At 72.2% G+C, this 21,902-nt stretch carries 19 protein-coding genes; 9 read left to right on the forward strand and 10 right to left on the reverse strand.

Translation table 11 applies throughout. The annotated features are described in order from the left end of the window. From IF30_RS0136765 to IF30_RS0136775, 3 genes are all read left to right on the forward strand, one after another. On the forward strand, positions 1-635 hold a 635-nt coding region (locus IF30_RS0136765), incomplete at its 5' end, for a TerD family protein (protein WP_199807994.1). 157 nt (positions 636-792) lie between these two features. After that, on the forward strand, positions 793-1,758 hold the full coding sequence (locus IF30_RS0136770; RefSeq protein WP_030246763.1) for an SGNH/GDSL hydrolase family protein: 966 nt from the start codon (positions 793-795) through the stop codon (positions 1,756-1,758). Positions 1,759-1,907: 149 nt separating this feature from the next. Beyond that, positions 1,908-2,396 (forward strand): GNAT family N-acetyltransferase, encoded by a 489-nt coding sequence (locus tag IF30_RS0136775; protein ID WP_030246765.1) that lies wholly within the window; start codon positions 1,908-1,910, stop codon positions 2,394-2,396. A 42-nt stretch (positions 2,397-2,438) separates the two neighbouring features. Here the strand turns inward: IF30_RS0136775 and IF30_RS0136780 are convergent, their stop codons facing one another. The 5 genes from IF30_RS0136780 to IF30_RS0136800 form a co-directional block, all read right to left on the reverse strand. Next, positions 2,439-3,131: an RraA family protein gene (locus tag IF30_RS0136780; RefSeq protein WP_030246766.1), complete on the reverse strand. Its 693-nt coding sequence runs from the start codon at positions 3,129-3,131 to the stop codon at positions 2,439-2,441. A gap of 245 nt (positions 3,132-3,376) precedes the next feature. Then, positions 3,377-4,306, reverse strand: a complete 930-nt coding sequence (locus tag IF30_RS0136785) for a proline dehydrogenase family protein (protein WP_030246768.1) — start codon at positions 4,304-4,306, stop codon at positions 3,377-3,379. A 163-nt stretch (positions 4,307-4,469) separates the two neighbouring features. Continuing rightward, a complete protein-coding gene (pruA, locus tag IF30_RS0136790) occupies positions 4,470-6,098 on the reverse strand; it encodes an L-glutamate gamma-semialdehyde dehydrogenase (protein ID WP_030246770.1) in 1,629 nt (542 codons plus the stop codon). A gap of 176 nt (positions 6,099-6,274) precedes the next feature. Continuing rightward, the gene (locus IF30_RS0136795) at positions 6,275-7,597 is read right to left on the reverse strand and encodes an FAD-dependent monooxygenase (RefSeq protein ID WP_063752950.1); all 1,323 of its coding nucleotides are present in this window, start codon (positions 7,595-7,597) and stop codon (positions 6,275-6,277) included. Further along, a complete protein-coding gene (locus tag IF30_RS0136800; RefSeq protein ID WP_030246774.1) occupies positions 7,594-8,190 on the reverse strand; it encodes a PadR family transcriptional regulator in 597 nt (198 codons plus the stop codon). Before IF30_RS0136800 ends, IF30_RS0136795 begins: the two co-directional genes overlap by 4 nt. Before the next feature lie 158 nt (positions 8,191-8,348). On the opposite strand from IF30_RS0136800, the gene IF30_RS0136805 reads away from it, so the two are divergent. Beyond that, positions 8,349-9,950 (forward strand): PucR family transcriptional regulator, encoded by a 1,602-nt coding sequence (locus tag IF30_RS0136805; RefSeq protein ID WP_234322978.1) that lies wholly within the window; start codon positions 8,349-8,351, stop codon positions 9,948-9,950. Positions 9,951-9,978: 28 nt separating this feature from the next. Here the strand turns inward: IF30_RS0136805 and IF30_RS0136810 are convergent, their stop codons facing one another. Next, positions 9,979-11,469: an alkaline phosphatase PhoX gene (locus tag IF30_RS0136810; protein ID WP_030246776.1), complete on the reverse strand. Its 1,491-nt coding sequence runs from the start codon at positions 11,467-11,469 to the stop codon at positions 9,979-9,981. 277 nt (positions 11,470-11,746) lie between these two features. After that, positions 11,747-12,931, reverse strand: coding sequence for a hypothetical protein (locus IF30_RS0136815; protein ID WP_158835792.1), 1,185 nt, complete (start codon positions 12,929-12,931; stop codon positions 11,747-11,749). A 135-nt stretch (positions 12,932-13,066) separates the two neighbouring features. Between IF30_RS0136815 and IF30_RS0136820 the strand changes: the two genes are divergently transcribed. Next, a complete protein-coding gene (locus IF30_RS0136820; protein WP_051712025.1) occupies positions 13,067-13,540 on the forward strand; it encodes a VOC family protein in 474 nt (157 codons plus the stop codon). Between the two features lie 69 nt (positions 13,541-13,609). Here the strand turns inward: IF30_RS0136820 and IF30_RS0136825 are convergent, their stop codons facing one another. After that, a complete protein-coding gene (locus IF30_RS0136825; RefSeq protein WP_234322979.1) occupies positions 13,610-15,241 on the reverse strand; it encodes a hypothetical protein in 1,632 nt (543 codons plus the stop codon). Between the two features lie 328 nt (positions 15,242-15,569). Here IF30_RS0136825 and IF30_RS0136830 point away from each other — a divergent pair, with 328 nt between their 5' ends. Then, on the forward strand, positions 15,570-16,904 hold the full coding sequence (locus tag IF30_RS0136830) for an MFS transporter (protein ID WP_051712027.1): 1,335 nt from the start codon (positions 15,570-15,572) through the stop codon (positions 16,902-16,904). 66 nt (positions 16,905-16,970) lie between these two features. Here the strand turns inward: IF30_RS0136830 and IF30_RS0136835 are convergent, their stop codons facing one another. Next, positions 16,971-17,630, reverse strand: a complete 660-nt coding sequence (locus IF30_RS0136835) for a Uma2 family endonuclease (protein ID WP_030246783.1) — start codon at positions 17,628-17,630, stop codon at positions 16,971-16,973. A 258-nt stretch (positions 17,631-17,888) separates the two neighbouring features. Further along, a complete protein-coding gene (locus tag IF30_RS0136840) occupies positions 17,889-18,302 on the reverse strand; it encodes an NUDIX hydrolase (RefSeq protein ID WP_030246785.1) in 414 nt (137 codons plus the stop codon). 306 nt (positions 18,303-18,608) lie between these two features. On the opposite strand from IF30_RS0136840, the gene IF30_RS0136845 reads away from it, so the two are divergent. From IF30_RS0136845 to IF30_RS44285, 3 genes are all read left to right on the forward strand, one after another. Next, entirely contained in the window at positions 18,609-19,814 is a 1,206-nt protein-coding gene (locus IF30_RS0136845; RefSeq protein WP_030246787.1) for a helix-turn-helix domain-containing protein, read from the forward strand. A 549-nt stretch (positions 19,815-20,363) separates the two neighbouring features. Then, a complete protein-coding gene (locus IF30_RS0136850; protein ID WP_030246789.1) occupies positions 20,364-20,717 on the forward strand; it encodes a hypothetical protein in 354 nt (117 codons plus the stop codon). 163 nt (positions 20,718-20,880) lie between these two features. Further along, positions 20,881-21,774, forward strand: coding sequence for a hypothetical protein (locus IF30_RS44285; protein WP_030246790.1), 894 nt, complete (start codon positions 20,881-20,883; stop codon positions 21,772-21,774). Positions 21,775-21,902: the final 128 nt, after the last annotated feature.

Consider the following 21,902-nt stretch of genomic DNA (forward strand, 5'->3'; position numbering starts at 1 on the left):
CGGCATACGAGATTTCTGCCTGTCTCGTGGGCTCGGAGATGTGTATAAGAGACAGCGCCAGGGTCACTCTGGACAAGGGCCGGGTCAACCTGGTCAAGGGCAGTTCCGTCTCCCTGGTCAAGAACGGCCGGCCCTTCCTCTCCTCCGTCCGGATGGCCCTCGGCTGGGAGCCCGCCGCCCGCGGCCGCAGCGTCGACCTCGACGCCTCCTGCCTGGCCTTCGACGCCCGCCACAAGCGGTTGGAGACGGCCTGGTTCATGAAGCTGAACATCTTCAACGGCGCCATCGCCCACTCCGGCGACAACCTCACCGGCGGCGGCGACGGTGACGACGAGCTGATCACCGTCCACCTGGAGGGCCTGCCGGCCGAGGTCCACGGGCTGGTCTTCGTCGTCAACTCCTTCTCCGGCCAGAAGTTCACCGACGTGAAGAACGCCTACTGCCGCCTCCTCGACGCCGGTACGAACGAGGAACTGGTCCGCTTCGACCTCACCCACTCCGAGCCGCGCACCGGCGTGGTGATGTGCAAGCTGGTCCGCCGCCCGTCCGGCGAGTGGGAGATGACGGCGCTCGGCGAGTACGTCGACGGCAAGACCGCCCGGGCGATGATCGAGCCCGCCGCCGCCCTGCTCTGACCCCGCGCTCTCCGTACTCCCCACGGTCCGCGCGCTTCCCGGCATCACGGTCACGCCCGCGATTTCACCCTTCTGAGGCATCAAGTCGTCCACGCACCGACTCGATTGACTCTCAGGGGGGTGAAATCGCACTCTCCCCACACCTGGAGGAGAGACCGTGCCCCGATTCCTGTCCCGCCTCGCCGTCGCCGGTACCGCCGCCGTGCTCGCCGCCGGACTGGTCACCCCCACCACCGCCCAGGCCGCCGCCAAGCCGTCCGCCCGCGCCCAGGGGCTCGCATGGGTCGCCCTGGGCGACTCCTACACCGCCGGAGTCATCGAGGCCGCCGGCCACGAGACCGCGCCACTCGACGGCTGCGCCCGCACCGACGCGTCCTACCCCGAGGTCGTACGCCGCGACCTCGGCGCCCTCGTCGACCTGCGCAACGTCAGCTGCGGCGGCGCTACCACCGAGAACGTGTACGCGACCAAGCTCTCCCCGTTCGGCCGCCCGCTCCCGCTCCTCGGCTCGGACCCGAACGCCCCCTACCCGCCCGTCCCGCCGCAGATCGACGCGGTCGGCCCGGCCACGGGCCTGATCACCGTCGGGATCGGCGGCAACGACCTCGGCTTCGCCGGGATCCTCAAGGACTGCGTCGAGCTGGGCGCCGCGAGCCTCGGCCGGGGCACCCCGTGCAAGGAGGCCCACGACGCCGACCTGCCGGCCCGCTTCGCCGGGCTGGGCAACAGCTACGACCGGATGCTGACCGCGCTGCACGCCAAGGCTCCGTCCGCCAAGGTCCTCACCGTCGGCTATCCGCACCTCGTCCCCGAGAACGCCGGCCTGTGCCGGTACGGCGACCTGCTGCAGTTCGCCACCTTCACCACCGGTGACCTCGCCTGGGCCCGCACCGCGATCCTGGAGCCGCTCAACGCGACGATCGCGCAGCGCACCGCCGCCCACGGCGACACCTTCGTGGACCTCTACCCGTCCACCGCCGGGCACGGCGTCTGCGACCCCGACCACTGGGTGGACGGCGTGCTGACCAGCGTCATCCCGCTGAAGTACGCGGTGGTGCACCCGAACGCCAGCGGGCAGGCCAACGCCGCAGCCCGGGTCGAGGGCGCCGTCCTCGGCGGCTGAACCGAAGGCCCGGTAGCCGGAAGACCGGTAGCCGGAAGCCCGTAGCCCGGAAGCCCATAGCCGGTGGCCCGTGTCCCGTGGCCGGTGGCCGGTAGCCGGTGGCCCGAAAACCGGTAGCGCGGCCCTCGGTTCCGGACCATCCTGTTCGGATGATCATCCGCGAAGCCACCGCCGAGGACTGGCCGGCCATCTGGCCCTTCTTCCGGGCCGTCGTCGCCGCCGGCGAGACGTTCCCCTACCCGCTCGACATGTCCTCCGAGCTCGGCCGGGAGTGGTGGATGCTCACCGCCCCCGGCCGCACTGTGGTCGCGGTGGACGACGACGGGCGGATCGTCGGCACCGCCAACATGACCCGCAACCGCCCGGGCAACGGCGGGCACGTCGCCAGCGCCAGCTACCTGGTCGATCCGGAGCACCACGGCCGGGGCACCGGGCGGGCCCTGGTCGAGCACACCCTCGACTGGGCCCGCCGATCGGGCTACCGCGCCATGCAGTTCAACGCGGTGGTCGCCAACAACCACCACGCCGTGCGGCTCTACCGGTCACTGGGCTTCGAGGTCGTCGGCACCGTCCCCGAGGCCTTCCACCACCCGGTCGACGGCTACGTCGGCCTGCACGTCATGTACCGACCCCTGTAAGTCGCCTGCCCTGCAGTGCGGTTGCCCCTACTCCCCGCCACGCTATTCCTCGATCGCCCCGCCGACCCGCCGCAGGTGCTGCCGGAAGCTGTACGCCGGGTCGGCGGCGCGGCGTTCCAGGTACTCGTCGAAGGCGGTCTGCCGGCGCAGCGTGTCCCCGGCGGCGATCCGCTCGGCCTGCGACCGCTCGGTGCGGGCGATCCCCTCGGCCGCCGCCAGCACCTCCTCCAGCCGCCCGGCCGGCACGAACACCACGCCGTCCGCGTCCGCGCACACCACGTCGTCGGTGCCCACCAGGTGCGGCCCGACCCGCGCCGACACCAGTGCCTCCGGTTCCCGCCCGTCCAGCCGCACCGGCCCCAGCGGCAGGGCGCCGTAGCTGAACACCGGCAGCCCGATCTCCCGCAGCTCGGGGGTGTCCCGGTGCAGCCCCCACACCACGATCCCGGCCACCCCGGCGGCCCGCGCCTCCAGCACCGCGAGGTCCCCGATGCAGGCCTCGTCCGTCCGCCCGCCGTTGTCGATCACCAGCACGTCGCCGTCCCGGGCGGCCCCGTACGCCTCCAGGAACACGTCCACGCTCCCGTAGTGCCGCACCGGCAGCACCCGCCCCGCCACCCGGGCCCCGGCCGTCACCGCCGCCACGCCCACCGGCGCCGCCCGCAACCCCACCCCGACCCGCAGGCACGCATCCGCCACCACCGGCGTGGACAGATCCGCGAACTCCTTCAGCATCCCCAACTCCTGTCGCCGAAAGCCCAGTTGACCAGCACCGGAATCCTATGGCAGGCCCCGGACCCGCACCATCGAATGGAAGTCCGCCGCGCACCGCATCAGCCACCCGGCCGCCTTCGGTGAACCCCTCGCCCGTCCCGCCCCTTTCGACTTCGAGCTCGACACCAAGCCCGTCCTGCGGAAACCACGGAACGGCCCGCACCCCCGTCAGGGTGCGGACCGTCCGTTCGCCCAGGCCGCCGGGGTCAGCCCCGGGTGGCCATGGCGCGCAGGAAGAAGGTGAGGTTGGCCGGGCGCTCGGCGAGGCGGCGCATGAAGTAGCCGTACCACTCCTGGCCGTACGGGAGGTAGACCCGCATGGTGTTGCCCTCGCCGGCAAGGCGCAGCTGCTCCTCGGGGCGGATGCCGTAGAGCATCTGGTACTCGAAGGAGTCCCGCTTGCGGCCGTTCCACTGGGCGAGCTGGCCGGCGATCTTGATCATGTTGGGGTCGTGCGAGGCGATCATCGGGTAGCCCTCGCCGGCCATCAGGACCTTCAGCGCGCGGACGTACGCGAGGTCGACCTCGTGCTTGCCCTGGAAGGCGACCGACTCGGGCTCCTTGTAGGCGCCCTTGCACAGGCGCACGCGCGAGCCGGGGCCGGAGAACTCGCGGCAGTCGGCCTCGGTGCGGCGCAGGTAGGCCTGGAGGACGACGCCCAGCCACGGGAAGTCCGCCCGCAGCTCGCGCGCGATGGCGAGGGTGGAGTCGGTGGTGGTGTGGTCCTCCATGTCGAGGGTCACCGTGGTGCCCGCGTCGGCGGCGGCCTCGCAGATGCGGCGGGCGTTCTCCAGCGCGATCTTCTCGCCGTCCACCGGGAGGAACTGGCCGACGGCCGACAGCTTGACCGACACCTCGGCGCCGGCTGCCAGGCCGGTCTCCTTGAGGGCCTTGAGCAGGTGCTCGTAGGCCTCGGCGGTGCCCGCGGCCTGGGCGGCGTCCTGGGTGTCCTCGCCGAGGTGGTCGAGGGTGACCTTGCGGCCGGTGGCGACCAGGTCGTCGCAGGCGGTGACCGCGTCGTCGAGGGCCTCGCCCGCGACGAAGCGCTCGACTATCGCGTGGGTCGGCGGGAACTTCTCGACGACGGTGCGGACCTGCGGCGACCGGGAGGCCGCGAGAAGGGCGGAACGGAGCATCGTGACTCCTGGAGCTGGTGTTTCCAAGGGTGGCAGAAAGGAGGCCGGGGCGGCGGGCACGGGGGTGGGCGCGCCGCCCCGGCGGGGCCACGCGCCGGTTGCGGGACCGGGCGTGGCGGGTGACCGGTGGCTACGGGGGGAGCCGTGTGGTCGGGAGGGCGGGTCAGCCCATGTGCGGGTAGCGGTAGTCCGTCGGCGGGACGAAGGTCTCCTTGACCGAGCGGGTGGAGGTCCACCGCGTCAGGTTCTGCTTGGCGCCGGCCTTGTCGTTGGTGCCGGAGGCCCGGCCGCCGCCGAAGGGCTGCTGGCCGACGACGGCGCCGGTCGGCTTGTCGTTGATGTAGAAGTTGCCGGCCGCGAAGCGCAGCTTGTGCATGGCGTCCTGGGCGGCCGCGCGGTCCTGGGAGATGATCGAGCCGGTCAGGCCGTACGGGGAGACCGATTCCATCTGGGCCAGCATCTCGTCGTACTTCTCGTCCTCGTAGACGTACACGGCGAGGATGGGGCCGAAGTACTCGTCCTTGAAGTACTCGCTCGCCGGGTCCTGGCAGACCAGCACGGTCGGGCGGACGAAGTAGCCGACCGAGTCGTCGTAGGTGCCGCCGGCGAGGACCTCGACCTGCGGGTCCGCCTGGGCGCGGTCGATGGCGGCCTTGTTCTTGGCGAAGGCGCGCTCGTCGATGACGGCCGACATGAAGTTGGACAGGTCGGTGACGTCGCCCATGGTCAGGCCGTCGACCTCGGCGGCGAACTCGTCCTTCAGCCCGGTCCACAGCGAGGCCGGGACGTAGGCGCGGGAGAGCGCCGAGCACTTCTGGCCCTGGAACTCGAAGGCGCCGCGGGTCATCGCGGTCTTCAGGACCTTCGGGTCCGCCGACGGGTGGGCGACCAGGAAGTCCTTGCCGCCGGTCTCGCCGACGATCCGCGGGTAGGTGCGGTACCGCGAGATGTTGGTGCCGACCTCGCGCCACAGGTGCTGGAAGGTGGCGGTGGAGCCGGTGAAGTGGATGCCTGCCAGCGCCGGGTGCTTCAGCGCGACGTCGGAGACGGCCAGGCCGTCGCCGGTCACCATGTTGATGACGCCCTTGGGCAGGCCGGCCTCCTCCAGCAGCTGCATCAGCAGGTGCGCGGAGAACTGCTGGGTCGGGGACGGCTTCCACAGCACCACGTTGCCCATCAGCGCGGGCGCGGTCGGCAGGTTGCCGGCGATCGCGGTGAAGTTGAACGGGGTGATCGCGTAGACGAAGCCCTCGAGCGGGCGGTGGTCGCTGCGGTTCCACACGCCGTCCGAGGAGATCGGCTGCTCGGCCATGATCTGGCGGGCGAAGTGCACGTTGAAGCGCAGGAAGTCGACCAGCTCGCAGGGGGTGTCGATCTCGGCCTGCTGGGCGGTCTTGGACTGGCCGAGCATGGTGGCGGCGGCCAGGGTCTCGCGCCACGGTCCGGCCAGCAGGTCGGCGGCCTTGAGGAAGATCGCGGCGCGGGAGTCGAAGGAGAGCGCCTGCCAGGCCGGGGCTGCGGCCAGGGCAGTGTCGATGGCCTCCTGCGCGTCGGCCTGGGTGGCGTTGCGCAGGGTGCCGAGCCGAGCCGCGTGGTTGTGCGGCTGGACGACGTGGATCTCGGTGCCGCCGCCCATCCGGCGCTCACCGTTGATCGTCATGGTCAGCTGGACCGGCTCCTGGCCGCCCAGCTCCTTCAGCTTGGCCTCCAGACGGGCCCGTTCGGGGCTCCCGGGGGCGTAGCTGTGGACCGGCTCGTTCACCGGCGCGGGGACCTGGGTCACAGCGTCCATAGAGCGCACGCTCTCCTTCGTTCAATGCGGGGGGATTGCCTGCGCGGGTCGCACGCCGGCACAGCACGAACGCTATTCCTGGGCGCCGGGGCACTTGATTGGCCGGGCGGCTAAATTCCCCCGTACGGCGTTGTCCGGGCCGACTAAGGGGATCACGTCACGGTCACGGCCGCCCGTCAGGCGGCCCGCCCCGTACGCCCCGCCCGACCCTCACGTCCCTCACGCCCCGTCGGAACCGCCGGAGCCGCCGGAGCTGTCGGAACCGCCGGAGCCGCCGGAGCCACCGGCGTCACCGGGCGGTCCCAGTCGATCCGGTACCCGTGCACCGGCCGCAGCATCCGTTCCGGGCTCATGAAGGTCCGCATCGCGATCGGCGCGACCAGCCGGAACACCATCCGCCCGAGCGCCCCCGCGGACTTCTGGCTGTTGGTGCGTGCCGCGTCGGCGGCGATCTTCTCGACCCGGGGCCGGCGCAGCGCCTCGTACGCGGCGAAGGCGGCGGTGTGGTCGGGCAGGTCGCGCAGGCAGCGGGCGAGTTCGACGGCGCTCTCGACGGCGAGCGAGACGCCCTGGCCCGAGCTGTTGGACGGGGCGTGCACCGAGTCGCCGACCAGCACCATCCGGCCGCGGTGCCAGTGCGGGACGGACGGCATGATCTCCAGCCGCGGGAAGGTCTCGATGGTCGCGGCGTCGGCCGCCCGCAGCACCTCCCGGGCGGGCCGGTCGTCGGCGTGCAGTTCGCGGCACCGCCGCAGCCATTCCTGCGCGTCGATGGCACGAGCCCGTTCGGGGGCCATCGGCTCGGGCTGGGGGATGTTGCTGAACCAGGCGGTGCCGCTGCCGTCGGCGAGGCCCCAGTAGCCGAAGAAGGCGCGGGCGCCGTGGGCGAAGTGCACGGACTCGCCGCGTCCGGCCCGGCCGGGCAGGCGGTGCGAGCTGTAGCCGCCGACGCCGAGCAGGCCGGTGTACCGGGCCGAGGGGGCGGCCGGGTCGATCAGGGTGCGGACGGTGGAGCCGGTGCCGTCCGCACCGATCAGCAGGTCGCCGGTGGCGCTGGTGCCGTCGTCGAACCGGGCGGTGATCCCGTCGGCGTCCTCCTCGGCGCCGACCAGTCGTTTGCCGTACCGCACCTCGATGCCGCTTTCCCGCAGCCGCCGCTGCAGCACCTCGTACAGCTCGGCGCGGCGCATCAGCCGGCCGGGCGGCAGGTCGGCGAGGCCGGCGAACTCGGCGAGCACGCCGCCCTTGCCGTCCTCGATCACCATCGGGCCGGCGGGCTGCCCGATCCGGCCGACCTCCGCCTCCAGGCCGACGACGGCGAGGGCGCCGAGCCCGTTGGGGGCGATCATGAAGGTCCCGCCGATGCCCTCGGCGGAGGTCCGGTAGGCCTCGAAGACGACCGCCTCGACGCCGGCCTCGCGCAGTGCCAGGGCCGTCACGGGGCCGGCGATGCCGCCGCCGATGACCAGGGCCTTCTTCGCCGTACGCGTCACGCTCATTGCAGACTCCCGAAGTACTCGTTCCAGGTCCGGATGAACTCCGGCTCCTGGAGTTGGGTGATGAGGCGCCCGACGAAGGCGGTCTCGGCCTCCAGGCCGCCGATCCGGTACTCCTCCTCGATCAGGAAGAGCCAGCCGACGCCTTCGGCCGTGGCCTTGCGCAGCTCGGCCCGGATGTCCGCCACTTCGGCGGTCAGGGCGGTCTGCCGCTTCTCCAGCAGCTCCACGGCCTCGGCCGGCGGGAGCACCATGAGCAGCGACAGCGAGACCCCGAACGCGGGGTACTCGTGCTGCGGTTCGGCGACGAGTTCGCGCATCCAGTCGTGGAGCTCCGCCTTCCCCTCGGGTGTGAGGGCGTAGACGGTGCGCTCGGGTCGCTGGGTGTCGCGGACGGTCTCCTGCTCGGAGACGAACCCGGCCTTCCGCAGCTGCTCCACGACCATGTAGAGCGAGCTGCGGTTGTACTTGATGTTGCGGTCCTTGCCGTGCTCCTTGAGTCGGCGCCCCATCTCGTACGGGTGCATCGGCTCGGCCATGAGTTCGGCCAGGACCGCGAGGGCCAGCGGGTTCGACACCTTGCGTCGCTTCGCCACGGGAGACGTTCCTCATCACTTGGTCAGTACCGACTATCCATTCTCCGATAGTCAGAGTCAACTATTCAGGATCGACGAACCCGAACTCTGTCCGTCCGGCTAAAATCAACCACACGCCGTTGTCCGAGCGGATAGCAGACGGATGGAGGAGGCCCGGAGTGACCACCCCCGGCCTGCCGCTCCGTCAACTGCTGATGTCCCTCGGCGAACCCCTGGTCGAACTGCAGGCCGCCCCGCTGGGCCTGGACGTCCCGGTGCGCGACGTCGCGATCCTCGACCCGGAGGACCCGCCGACCGCCGCCCCCGGCGAACTCGTCCTCGCGATCGGCGCCCGCGGCCGCGCCGCCCTCCCCGCCCTGCGCGCCGCGGGCCGGGCCGGCGCCGCCGCCGTCGCCGTCAAGCTGGACGGCCCCGGCCAGGCCGACGCCCTGCGCGAGGCCGCCACCGAGGCGGGCGTCGCGCTGCTCTCGGTGCGCCGCGAGACCCGCTGGGAGCACCTCGACTCACTGGCCCGGGCGATCATCGCCGGCCCGGACGCCCCGGACGCGCCGGGCGCCCCCGAACCCAACGCCGGCGACCTCTTCTCCCTCGCCCAGACCGTCGCCGTGCTCACCAACGGCATCGTCTCGATCGAGGACACCTCCAGCCGGGTGCTGGCCTACTCCCGCTCCTCCGACTCCGACGAGGTCGACGACCTGCGCCGGCTCTCCATCCTCGGCTGGCAGGGCCCGGAGCCGTACCTGTCCAAGCTCCGCGAGTGGGGCATCTTCCAGCACCTGCGCAGCTCGGACACCCCGATCGCGGTCGAGCCGCACCCCGAACTCGGCCTGCGCCGCCGCCTGGCCGTCGGCATCCGCGCCGGGGCGCAGCCGCTCGGCACCATCTGGGTGCAGGAGGGCGCCCAGCCGCTGGCCCCGCTGGCCGAGCAGGCCCTGGTCGGCGCCGCCCGCGTCGCGGCCGCCCAGCTGGTGCGCCGCCGCCGGGAGCTGTCCGCAGACGTCCGGCTCACCCGGACCCTGCTCACCGGCCTGCTGGAGGGCTCCACCGGCCCCCAGTCGCTCGCCACCCACCTCGGCCTGGACCTGCGCCGCCCGGCCACCGTGCTCGCGTACAGCACGCCCACCACCGAGGCGCTGCACCGCTCCGACGTCACCGGCCTGATCTCGGTGCACACCGCCGCCCGGCACCGCACCGCGCTGCTCGCCCCGATCGAGTCCCGGGTGTACGTGCTGCTGCCCGAGCTGCCGCCCGGCCTGCCGATGACCACCGTGCGCGACTGGGCGACGGAGGTCGTGACGGCCGCCCGGGAGCACCTCGGCGTCCCCCTGCGCGCCGCGATCGGCTCGACCGTCGACGGCCTGGCCCAGGTGCCCGACTCCCGCGCGCAGGCCGACCGCATCCTGGACGCGATGGGCCGCGGCGGGGTGGACCTCGACGTCGCGGCGCTGATCGACGTCCAGGCGGAGGTGCTGGTCAGCGAGATGCTCGCCCTGCTGCAGGAGCGGGCCGGCCTGCGCGACCCCCGGCTGACCGCGCTCGCGGAGTACGACCGCCGGCACGGCACCCGGCTCGCCGAGTCGGTGCTGGCCTGGCTGGACGCCCTCGGCGAGGTCCGGGTGGCCGCGGACGCCCTGCACATCCACCCCAACACCCTGCGCTACCGGGTGCGCCGCGCCGAGCAGTTGACCGGCATCGACCTCGCGCAGCCGCAGCAGCGCCTGCTGGCGATGCTGCAACTGCGGCTGCCCGCGGACGAGTGACCGCGGGCAGCCGTTCACGCGCCGGAGGTCACCGGCCGTAGCCCTGGCCGCGCTTGTGCTCGTTCAGCCGGTGCCACGGGCCGGTGATGGCCAACTGGATGCCCGGGGTCTGGATGTTGGCGAACAGCGTCCTGCCGTCGTCCGAGAAGGTCACCCCGGTGAACTCGCTGAACTCGGGCTTCTCGGCGGAGCCGATGTTCAGCTCGTTGCGGGCGATCGGGTAGACCAGGCCGTCCTCGGTGGCGCCGAACAGGTGCGAGACGCCCTCGCCGTCCTCGGCGATCACGATGCCGCCGTACGGCGAGACGGTGATGTTGTCCGGGCCGTCGAAGTTGTCGTGGTCGCCCCAGGCGTCGGTGTTGACGCCCAGCAGGACCTTCAGGGTGATGGTGCGCCGGGCCGGGTTGTAGAACCAGACCTGGCCGTCGTGCTGCAGCGGGCTCTCCGAGCGGGCGAAGCTGGAGACGAAGTAGAAGCCGCCGTCACCCCACCACATGCCCTCCAGCTTGCGGGCGCGGGTGACCTCGCCGTCCTTGAACTGCTTGCGGACGGAGACGGTCCTGGCGTCGCGGTCCTGGACCTTGACCCAGTCCACGCCGTAGGTCGTGCCGACCTTGGTCGCGCGGGAGAGGTCGTCGACGAGCTTGCCCTGGGCGTCGAAGACCTTGAAGGCCTCCAGCACGCCGGCGTCGGCGGCGAGCCGCCGCAGCTGGTAACGGCCGTGCTCGAACCCGGCCGGCGGGGTCCAGCGGAAGAGCAGGCCGTTGGGGTTCGAGGCGTCCTCGGTCAGGTAGACGTGGCCGCGCTTCGGGTCCACCACGACGGCCTCGTGCGCGTACCGGCCGAAGGCCTTGACCGGCTGCGGGTCGCGGTTGTAGTCGTCGTCGAAGGGGTCGACCTCGAAGACGTAGCCGTGGTCCTTGGTGAAGCCGTTCTTGCCGGCCTTGTCCTCGGTCTCCTCACCGGACAGCCAGGTGCCCCACGGCGTCACCCCGCCCGCGCAGTTGGTGGAGGTCCCGGCGATGCCGACCCACTGCTCGACCGTGCCGTCCCGCTTGGCGTGCACGATGGTGCAGCCGCCGGCCGCACCCGGGTCGTAGACGTGGCCCTCGGTCAGCGGCACCGGGTACGGCCAGTTGGCCCGGGCGCCGGACAGCTCGTGGTTGACGACCATCAGGTTGCCGCCGTGCTCGTCCTCGAAGGCGGAGGTGCCGTCGTGGTTGCTCGGGGTGAACTCACCGGTGCGCAGCTTGGTGACGCCGGCCCGGTTCACCACCTTGTAGGAGAACCCCTTCGGCAGGGCCAGCAGGCCGGCCGGGTCCTGAGCCAGCGGGCCGTAGCCGACGGCGGTGCCGCCGGCCGCGTTGGTCCCGGCGGCCGCGGCGGCCGGGGCCTCTCCGCCGGCCGGGGCGGCGATCGCACCGGGGGCGCTGGCCAGGGCCTCGGCGCTGCCGGCGATCAGCACGCCGGCCCCGACGAGGGTGGAACGGTTGACGAAGTCCCGGCGGGACAGCGACATGGCAGCAACTCCTGAAGGATGAGCGGGGCGTCGGGGCGGGATGCCGACGCCCAGCAGGCTCCGCCGGGCAGGTGAACCCGGCATGACGCCCACCTCACACCGAGGCGGCCATTTGCCGACCGATGACCGATGCATGACCTCCGCTTTGCCAAGTCGCCGTCATCCGGACCCACCGCATCGCCATCGTCCGACCTGCCGCGTCACCATCGCCCGGCCTGCCGCGTCACCTGGCGTCGGGCCGCCCGCCCCGGGCCGGCACCGAAGTGGCACCGGACCGTCAGCGCCGCGCCGCCCGCCACTGCTCCCAGGCCGCCAGCCACAGCTGCTCGGCCAGCCGCTGCTCCTCCCAGACCCCCGCCCCGCCGCCGCCCGGCCGCTCCCGCCACAGCTGCTCCCAGGCCCGCTGCGCGGGCAGGCTCGCCACCTCGCTCGCGAACACCGTGTACCGGACGACCTCCTCGACGGCGGCCTCGCCCTCGGCCGTGCCGACCAGCCAATGCGTCTGCTGGGACAGCCGGTTGAGGTGGTTGACCATCCCGGTCACCGCCGCCGCGGCCTCCTCCCGGGTCTCGGTGGCCAGGCGCATCTGCTGACGCACCGCCGCCTCCCAGCGCACCGCGCAGGCGTCCCCGCGCAGCCCGCGCGGCAGCCTCGGCGTGCGCCCGGCCCGGACCTGCGCCTCGATCGCGGCGGTCTCCGCGATGCTCTGGGTGATCAGCGCCCGGTGCGCCTCCAGTCCGACGGCGGGCGGCAGTTCGCGTTCCTCGACCGGGACGTACCGGTCCTGCCGGGAGGCGAGGTCGCGCAGCAGGTCGGTGCGCCCGCGCAGGTAGCGGTCGAAGTCCCCGATCCTGCCGAGCTCCACCCCGCCAGGGTCCACCCCGCGCCCGCACACCGTCACGGTCAGCCCGCCGACCCTCAGCCGCCCGGCCCACACCGGGCCGGGGCCGCCCGCCGCCGGGGCCCCGGGGCGCAGCACCGGCCGGTCCTCGTGCACCTCGACCGGGCAGGGCTCGCCGTCCACCGTGATCCACTGGCGCAGGGCCCGGACCCGGCCCGGGCCGTCACCCTCGTCGACGCCCAACTGCTCGTACAGGCGGTCCCGTTCGTCCTCGACCACGTCCTCCAGCTCGGGCAGCAGCTCGCAGCGCTCGGCGCCCGGCCGGTAGGTGCGCACGGTCACGTAGGGGCCGGCCGCCGAGCGCCAGTCGCCGCACTGCACCTCGACCCAGCGCAGCACGCCGCCGGAGGTCTCGAAGGCGGCCAGCGCCTCACCGGTGCGGGCCGGCCCGTCGGCCACGCCGTACACCGGGAAGTCGGCCGCGGCGAGGGTCCGGCGGGAGAACTCCTCCTGGTCGGCGAAACGATCCTCCTGAAACGGCCGGTCCGGGGCGGGGCCCGAAGGCCCGGTGTTCCACTCCTGGTGCCTGCCGCCGCTCTCCCGCATCATCCTCTGCCGCACCCCCGACTCCTCGCGCCCGCACCGCTGACGCCACCTTACGTGGCCGCAGCTGCCGGGTCATCAGCTCCGCTGCCGGAGGGCGGCGACGGCCGTGTCAGGAGGCCGGATGTCAGCCACGCTCCCTAACCTGGCGGCATGACAGACCGGAACAGCACGACGGAAGCCACCACCACGCCCGACGGCTTCCCCGCCAGGATCAGCATCGTCACCCTCGGAGTCGCCGACCTCGACCGCAGCGCCCGCTTCTACGAAGCCCTCGGCTGGCGGCGCTCCACCGCGTCCAGCCCGGAGATCGTCTGGTTCCGCACCGCGGATTCGGTGCTCGGCCTCTTCCCCACCGAGGAGCTGGCCGCCGACGCGGGCGTGCCCGCCACCGGCGAGCCCGCCTTCCGCGGCGTCACCCTCGCGGTGAACCTGGAGTCCCCCGCGCTGGTGGACGCCGCGCTGACGACGGCGGTCGAGGCCGGCGCCGTGGTGGTCAAGCCACCGGTCCCGACCGCCTGGGGCGGCTACTCCGGCTACTTCGAGGACCCGGACGGCCACCTCTGGGAGCTGGCCCACAACCCGTTCTTCCCCTTCACCGAGGACGGCTCGCTGGACCTCCCGTAGGCCCCGGCCCACAGCCCCGCGGCCGCTCAGCCGCCGGATCCCTGAGCCTCGCCCCGCCCCCGGCTGTCGCTAGCTCTTGGAGCGCGCCTTGAAGGCCGCCTTGCGGGCTTCCTTGGCCACCGCCCGGTCCAGGTGCAGCTCCCCGACGGCCTCCAGGACGTCCGCCGTGTACGGGTGGTCGACCCGCCAGAGCTCACCGAAGTAGGACGCCGGATTGCCGGTCACCGGCAGGTCGGTGATCAGTTCGCGCAGCAGTTCGGCGTCGCCGCCGTTGTCCAGCAGCTGGGCCGCGAAGGTGTCGACCACCGTCCACAGCGCCATCGCCCGGTCCGGCACCGGCACGTCCGCCGCGCCCTGCGCGGTCAGCCAGGCCCGCGCCGCGCCGCCCAGCTCCGGGTCGTCCAGCACCTCCCGGACGGCCGGCTCGGCGCCCGGGCCCAGCAGGTTGAGCGCCGAGACGCAGAGCATCCGCCGCAGCGGGCCGTACGCGTCGCCGCCGCGCGCCGCCGCGAGCAGCTCGCGCGCCGCCGCCACCGGCTCCCGGCCCTCGGTCCACACCCGCAGCTCCTCCTCCGGGAGCACGTTGGCGGACTCGCAGACCGCGCGCAGCAGCTCTGCCGCGTCGCCCTGGGCGAGGTCGCCGACCAGAGGCGCGTCGTAGCCGTCCTCCAGCAGCCACTGCCGGATGCCGTACTGGCCGAGCGGGGTGAGCCGGACGAGGCCGAAGCGGGCCGACTCCTCCTCGTCCAGCGGCTCCTCGCCGACGGCGGCGGCCTCCTCGCCCTCCTCCTCGTCGAACAGCTCGGGGTCGATCGGGCGGTAGTCCAGCAGGCCCAGCTCGGCCAGGTCGCCCAGCATCGGGTCGAGCGCGACCATCACGTCGGTGATGTCGCCCAGCAGTTCCTCGTCGGGCTCCTCGCCCTCCGGCACCACCAGCAGCGCGGCCAGCACGCCCAGCGGCACGGTCTCGTTGCCCGGCTCGGCGAAGGCGGTGGTCTCGTAGAGCACCTGCAGCGCCTCGTCGAGCAGCTCGGCGGCCTCGTCCCGGGCCTCCTCGACCTCGGACAGCCCGTCCTCGTCCTCCTCGCCGGGTTCCTCCCCGCCCTCGGCCCCGCCCCCGGCCGCGGCCTCGTCCTCCGGCAGCGAGTCCGCCTCCACGGCGAGTTCCCGGACGATCCCGGCCGCGGTCAGCCACAGCTCCAGGACGGTCTCCGGGTCACCCTGCTCGGCGGGATCCAGGTCCGGCCCCGGGACGGCGACGTGCTCGCCCTCCGCGGTCGTGCCGAGTTCCACCAGGTCCAGGTCGCAGGCCAGCGACCAGGCCCGCAGCGCCTCGACCTCGGCCTCCTCGGGCACCTCGCCCTCGGCGGGGGCCAGGCCGAGCAGCCGGGCCGCGGGGGCGCGGTCCGCCTGGACGAGGTCGCCGAACTCGTCCACCTCCCGGTGCGGGGCGGCCCAGCGGGCCAGCGCCAGCGCGTAGCCGAACATCGGCACGGCCTTCGCCTGCTCGGCCAGCTCCTCCTCGGGGGGCAGCCGCACCGGCGGTACCAGCACGGCCGCGTCGTCCAGGTCCTCGTCGTCCAGCCCGTGGGCGGCGAACGCCCCGTACAGGTCCTGGAGCTCCAGGTCGGCGGGCAGGACCGCCTCGGCCGCACCCTCTCCCGCCGAAGCCCCGGCGTTCTTCCGACGTCGTCCGGCCATCGTTGTGCGCTCTCCCTCAGCCAGCGGTCAGCTAGAACAGCTCCCCGTACCGATCTACCACCTCAGCGTATAGGCCGGGCACCCCCGATGCCCGGCCGCGTGGGGCGCGCACAGGGGCGCGCGCCGCGCACGTGCGCCCACCCCTTATCCTTCGCATTGGCACCGCGCACAACCCCGCTCGGGCCACAGGGCAACGAAGCCCCCTTCTCTCAGCTCACCCGCTCCACCAGGGAGCCCCGCACCGCGGCCACCACCACAGCGCCTCAGGACGGGCGCGCCGGCACACCCCGCCGACCCCGGTGGCGCCCGGCCACAGGAGACCCCTGCCATGGCGGACCTCTCCCCCGCCGGCTCCGGCCTGCGCACCGCGCAGCTCGACGGACGCCGACTGTCGGAGGCCCTGCTTCCCCTGGAGCTCGCGCCCCGCGCCCAGCTCCAGCTCGCCGCGATCAGCCGCTGGAACGCGCTGCGCGGCATCCGCGTCGGCCTGGTGGCCGCCGCCCTGCTACTGATGCTGATCGGTGCCAACCTGGCGACGCCGATCTACCCGCTGCTGCAACAGCGCCTCGGACTCGGCCCGCTCGACACCACGATCCTCTTCACGATCTACGTGTTCGCGCTGGTCCCGGTGCTGGCCGTGGTCGGCCACTGGTCCGACCACCTCGGCCGCCGCGCGCTCATCCTGCCCGCCGTCGCCCTGGCCGCCGCCGGCGACGTCGTGTTCGCCACCTCCGGCAGCTTCTGGCAGCTGGCGATCGGCCGGGCCGTCCAAGGCATAGCCGTCGGCCTGTCCACCGGAGCCGCCGGAGCCGCCCTCGGCGACCTGCTGCCCGACCACCCGACACTCGCCGCCAAGCTCACCCTGGCCTGCTCGGCCGGCGGCGTCGCGCTCGGCCCGATCGTCGGCGCCCTGCTGGCCGGCGGCTCCGACCCGCTGCTGACGCCGTTCCTGCTGCACGCCATCGCCCTGCTCGCGCTCTGCGTGCCGCTGGCCCTCGTGCACCCCCGGATGCCCGGCCGCAACCGGCCGCCGGCCGCCCCGCCCCGGATCACCACCCCGGCCCACCTGCGCCCCCAGCGGCTGCGACTGCCGCGCACCGGCCGCCGCGAGTTCCTGCTCGCCGCCGGCGCCGGCTTCATCTCGTACGGGGTCTTCGGCGTCTACCTCAGCCTGGCCCCGGCCTTCTCCGCCAAGCTGCTGCACACCCCCTCGCACCTGACCGGCGCGATCGTGGCCGCCCTGCTGCTCGGCTCCTCCGCCGCCGCCCAGCTGGTCGTTCCGCCGACCGCCGACCGCCTGGTCATCGCCCTCGGCATGACCGGCCTGGCCGCAGGCCTGGGCCTGGTCGTCGCCGCCGGGTACACCGGCACCCCGGCGCTGCTGTTCATCGGCAGCGTCCTCGGCGGCATCTGCCAGGGCGTGGCCTTCCGCTCCCTGTTCACCGGCGCCGTCGCCGCGATGGACCCGGAACGCCGGGGCTCCGAACTGAGCGCCCTCTGGGTCATCGTCTACCTCGGCAGCTCGCTCCCCATCGTCATCGTCGGCGCCCTGGTCCAGCACTACGGCCTCCTCCCCGCCGTCAGCGGCTTCGCCACCCTCGCCGCCGTCCTCTGCGCGGCCCTGGCCCTCGCCGTCGCCCGCAAGCCCAAGCGCACGGCCTGACCGGCACAACACAAACGCCGCTGCCCGGGACTCCTTTCGTGGAGTCCCGGGCAGCGGCGTTCTCGCCTAGGAACTCCAGGGTTTCCAGGCGTCAGTGACGATCTCGACATCGAACGGCTTCGGCAATCGAACGGACTCCCCGAACTTCCACTCGCCCAACACCTCGTACGTCCCCTCGCCTCGGTTCGGCTCACCGAACAACGTGACACCGGGCTGACGCGGGTCACGGTCCACCAGCAGGTAGTACGGCACACCTGTCCGCGCGTACCCGCTCCACTTGGTGGGCTTGACCTGGCGACCGAACACGGGCCGCCGGTCGTGACCGGCGTTGGACGAGGAGGTCACTTCGACTACCAGCGCCAGATCGTTCGGGTGGAGGTGCAGAACGTCCTCCGCACGCTTCTCCGCGTCGATGTCTTTCTGCACGACGACCATGTCGGGGACATAGCCATCCCCGATCTCGACCAGGTCCAGGTTGATGGCCTGCAGGGCTCGCCACTGGAAGCCGTCGTCCGTGAACCATGCACGCTCGAAGCCCCGCTGGACATCCGACAGGATTCCCCCATGGGCATAAACCGGCGCCGGTGACACGACGATCTCCCCTCCGATCACCTCAACCCGGGTGCCGTCGTCCGGAAGCCGGAGATACTCGCCTAGTTCTCCCCGAACCCACATGGCGTACGGCGAGTCAGGCAAGAGCAACTGCGCGAACGCAACCACCGACATGACTTCGCTCCCTCCAAGGTCGCGGCACCAGCCTGGCCGCCCGCTCGCAGATATACCACTGCCGCACAACCATTCCCTCGAAGGAGCGGTTTGCGCGGCAGCAGATTGACGAAAGGAATCTCCCGATACGACGAGCTCAGCCCCCTTGCCGAGCCCCGCCAATGGGCTGCCAGCCGGCATGCTACGCCTGCTCGAAACAGCCGCCCGCAGCTCACAGTTGGCCCCGCTGGGCGGCTCCCCGTGGAGCCTCTGCCTTGGTCAGGCAGTGAGCGCAATGTCCAGGTACGCCTGCACCGGCTCGAAGAGCCCGTACGGCACATACTCGGGGATCTCGGCGAGGGCCACCCACGCGAGCTGGTCCAGCTCCTCCGTGTCGACCACCTCGGCGCTGCCGCTGACGGCCTCGCAGGCCGTGTACGACATCAGCCGACCGGTCTTCGGATGCACCCGCTCACCCAGGAGCTTGACGGCGGCCACACCCAGCCCGGTCTCCTCCGCCGTCTCACGGACAGCCGCCTCCTCGGGCGACTCGCCGGCCTCGATCTCACCGGCCGGGAACTGCCAGGAAAGCTGGCCCTCGCTCACCCGTCGCCTCACCATCAGGACACTGCCTTCGTGGACCACGATCGCGGCAGCAATGCCCGGGCGTTCCTCCGCAGTCTGCTGTGTCACGTCTGCTCCTCCAGGGCGGCCAGGATGGGTGGGAAATCGTATCGGCGTCGATGAAGCGGGCCACCGACTTTCGAGGAACCAGTGGCCCGTCGACGTTCTCGACAACGTCGCTGTTGATTGCCGAGGCTCCTGCGGACGGCACAGTGCCCCGGTCTCGTCCAGCGTCTCCCGGACGGTCGCGGTCTCCGGCTTCGGACAGGAGCCACACAGCAGCTCGTTGACCAAAGCTCCGTGGAACCGAAGCCCGCCCGCCCAAGTGAGCGGGTACCTTCCGAGTACGGCCGTGCACCCGGAAGGGAACCAGGGATGACGCAGTGGACCGACTACACCACAGGCGAGCGCATCAAACTTCTCCGCGGGCCGGACATGACCCAGGAACAGCTTGCCGAAGCCGCCAGCCTGTCGGTGGCGACGATCCGCAAGGCAGAACGCAACCTCGGCGGCAGCCTTCAGACACTGCTGCGAATCTCAGCCGCGCTGCACACCGACGTGTCGGTGATCCTCGGCCAACAGGCTCCCCGCCGCGCGATGCACGGCACCGACCGGGCGATGATGCGCGAACTGTCCCGCACCGTCCACGACACCGCCGCCGGCGTCGGCGTCGATGTGCAGCCCCCCAGCCCGGCCGAACTCACGACCGGACTCGCCGCCGCCTGGGCGGCCTACCGGTCCGGCGACTACGTGGGCGCCGGAGTGCGCGTCGCCCCGGCTCTGCGTGAGGCTGCGGCCGCATGGAAGGCCGCTCCGGTCGACCAAAAAAGTGCGGCGGCGGGCATCCTCGCGGACGCTTACCGGCTCGCCGCCTACGTGGCGAACCAGTTCGGCGCCCGCGATCTCGCGTACGCCGGAATCGGACACGCACAACACCAGGCCGACTACGCCGGGGACACCGTCCGCTCGGCCATGATCGCGTCCGGCCGGTCGTGGATCTACGTGCGGGATGCCCGGCTCGACCAGGCGGAGGGGACCGCCCGCATGTCGTACGAGGCCATCGAACCCAGGTACGGAGATCGGGATCTCGGCATGCTCGCCACCTACGGATGGCACGTGACCTTCGCGGCCGTCGTCGCTGCCCGAAAGGGGGATGTGGATGGCGCCGACGATCTGCTGTCGCAGGGGCTCGCGGTAGCGGCCCGGATGGGCAGGGACGTCCTGGTGAACGGCACGGCGTTCGGACCGGCGACGGTCACCGCCCAGGCGATCGGAATCTCCGTCTCAACCGGTCGGCCAGGCAAGGCGCTCGGCCTGTTCCAGTCGATCGGCGACACGAGCTCGCTCACCCCATCCACGCGTAACCGGATGCTGCTGGACGTAGCACTCGCCCAAGCCGAGACCCGGCAGTCCGACACCGCCCTGGACACTCTGCTTGAGGTGTGCTCGGCCGCGCCTGGTTGGGCTCGGCATCAGGGATTGCCGGGGGTGATCGCGCAGAAGGCGAGCGCGGGTAGCGCCACCACGGCCAAGTTGCGCAAGCTCGCATCGATCCTGGGAACATCCGTGATCATCAGCTGAGGAGTGATACGAGGCGTATCACTCGGTGCCAGTACGACTTCAAGAAGTGACACATGGCATCTGTTCACGGAAATCAGCAACGCCGGGACAGTAAGCACATGCTGACGCCTCATCATCAGCGCCCGACGCGCTCAAGCCTTCCGGTCGCCCTTTTCAGCCCAGCGAAGAATCCCGTCGCCAGCCGCACGGTCCGCGCCGAACTCATCGATCGGACGGCTCCGCTTCCCTGCCGGTGCTCATCGATGCCGGACCTGGCGCCGCATCCGGTCAAGGGCACACCCTGGTTAACCGGCTCACCGATCGATAATGGGGCGTGGCTGTCTGTGACGAGGCGGGTCCCGGCGAGGTCCAGGGCTCGCAGGTCGGCGTCGCCTTACCCACGACGGCTCCACCGAGGACCAACCCCAACCGTCCACCGCCGCATCCTGGCTCGGCCACTGGCCACGCGGCATCCTGGCCTCGCTCATCTGACACCGGCCCGCGCGAGTTGTTCCGCTGCCCGTGATGGGGGCAGCGCCGCGTCTGACCCCGTTCACGTAGGAGACCTCCATGGCTGCTGCGCCGCCGCAAAGCCCCCACCCGGTCACACCTCGGCTGCCGGCCGGCTCGACATTCGACCAGGAGCTGTGCGAGCTCGTGCTCGACACCGCACCCCGCCTGTTCGCCGTCGTCCAGGTCTGGGGCGAGGGGCCCCCGGACGTCGACGGGTGGGTCGCGGCCTGGGGGGTCGCCGACCACAGCGGGCGAACGCACGTGATGAGCGTCGACGGGCAGGCGCGAATGACCCTCACGTCTCCCGATCGGGCCCTGCGCCATTTCACCGGGCGACCGGGGATCACCGCACGGCTGGTCTGGCTCGCACAGCCGAGTGCGGCCGCAATGGATCAGGCCGGAGCCGCCTGACCCTTCCTTGCGGCTGCGTCAGTGCACAGGTCTCGCACTGTATTGCCGCGAAGACCTAACGGTGCGTCAAGTGGCGTGGTACGTTCCGTAGTCCAACCGAAAACAGGTGACCCCGGCAGCGCGCCAACGCTCCGGGGTCCGGCAACAGGAGCCAACACTCCCGATGCGCGTCCATCGTAGCGCCCACGTGCGCAACTTCACCGTGCTGCCCAACGCCCTACTCCAGTACCGGCGGTTGAGTTACACCGCCCGAGGCCTGCTCGCGGACCTCCTCTCCCGCCCCGACGGCTGGCGCGAGGACGGACGGCACATGGCCGACAGCAGCCCGCAGGGGCGCGGCGCCGTCCGCAAGGCGTTGAAGGAACTGACCGACGCGGGTTACTACCGGGTCGAGAAGATCCGGATGCCCGACGGCACGATCCGCTCCGAGACCCACGTCTACGACACCCCTCACCTCGCGCCGCCGGGTGCCACCCGTCCGGCGCCCGGTGAAGCGGCAACCGGCCTTTCTGGCAGCCACGTTGTAAAGAAACGGCACCAAGAACCCTCCCTCCCCGTGAGTCCGGCCGAGGAAGGCGCCCCGGGAGGAGGAACGGCACCGCCCGACAGTGAAGCGGTCCGCGAAGCGGCAGCCGCGCTGTTCCGTGCGATCCGCCCCGAGCCCCGGCTGCGCCTGGGCGAGGCCGAAGCCGCCGGACTCGCGCCCCTCGTCGCGCAGTGGCTTGCGCGCGGCGCGACCCCCACTGACCTCGCGAACGCCCTGCTGCCGGGCCTGCCCACCCCGGTGCACTCGGCGGCCGCCGTGCTCCGCTACCGCCTGGAGCACAAGATGCCGCCCGCCCGGCCCGCCGAACGGCCTCCGGCCCGGTACGCCGAGTGCGCCGAGTGCCATGACCCCGTGCCCCGACCGGGTATCTGCCGACCGTGCGCCGGCCTGGCCACCCGAACCCCCACGGTCGGCCAGGGCGCGGACGTGGCAGCCGCAGGTGCCGCCCGAGTCAGAACTGCCCTGCGCTCCGCGATGACCGGCAGTGGGCCTGCACGCGTCGCAGCCTGAGACTGGCTCTTCTACCAGCCCGAAGGGGCTCCAGCGGGGACACTTCCGGCAGGTGTCTCGCCCTACTCCCACAGCTGTCTCTTATACACATCTGACGCTGCCGACGAAGAGGATAGTGTAGATCTCGG

Source organism: Streptomyces sp. NRRL S-350 (assembly GCF_000719705.1).
Lineage (GTDB): Bacteria > Actinomycetota > Actinomycetes > Streptomycetales > Streptomycetaceae > Kitasatospora.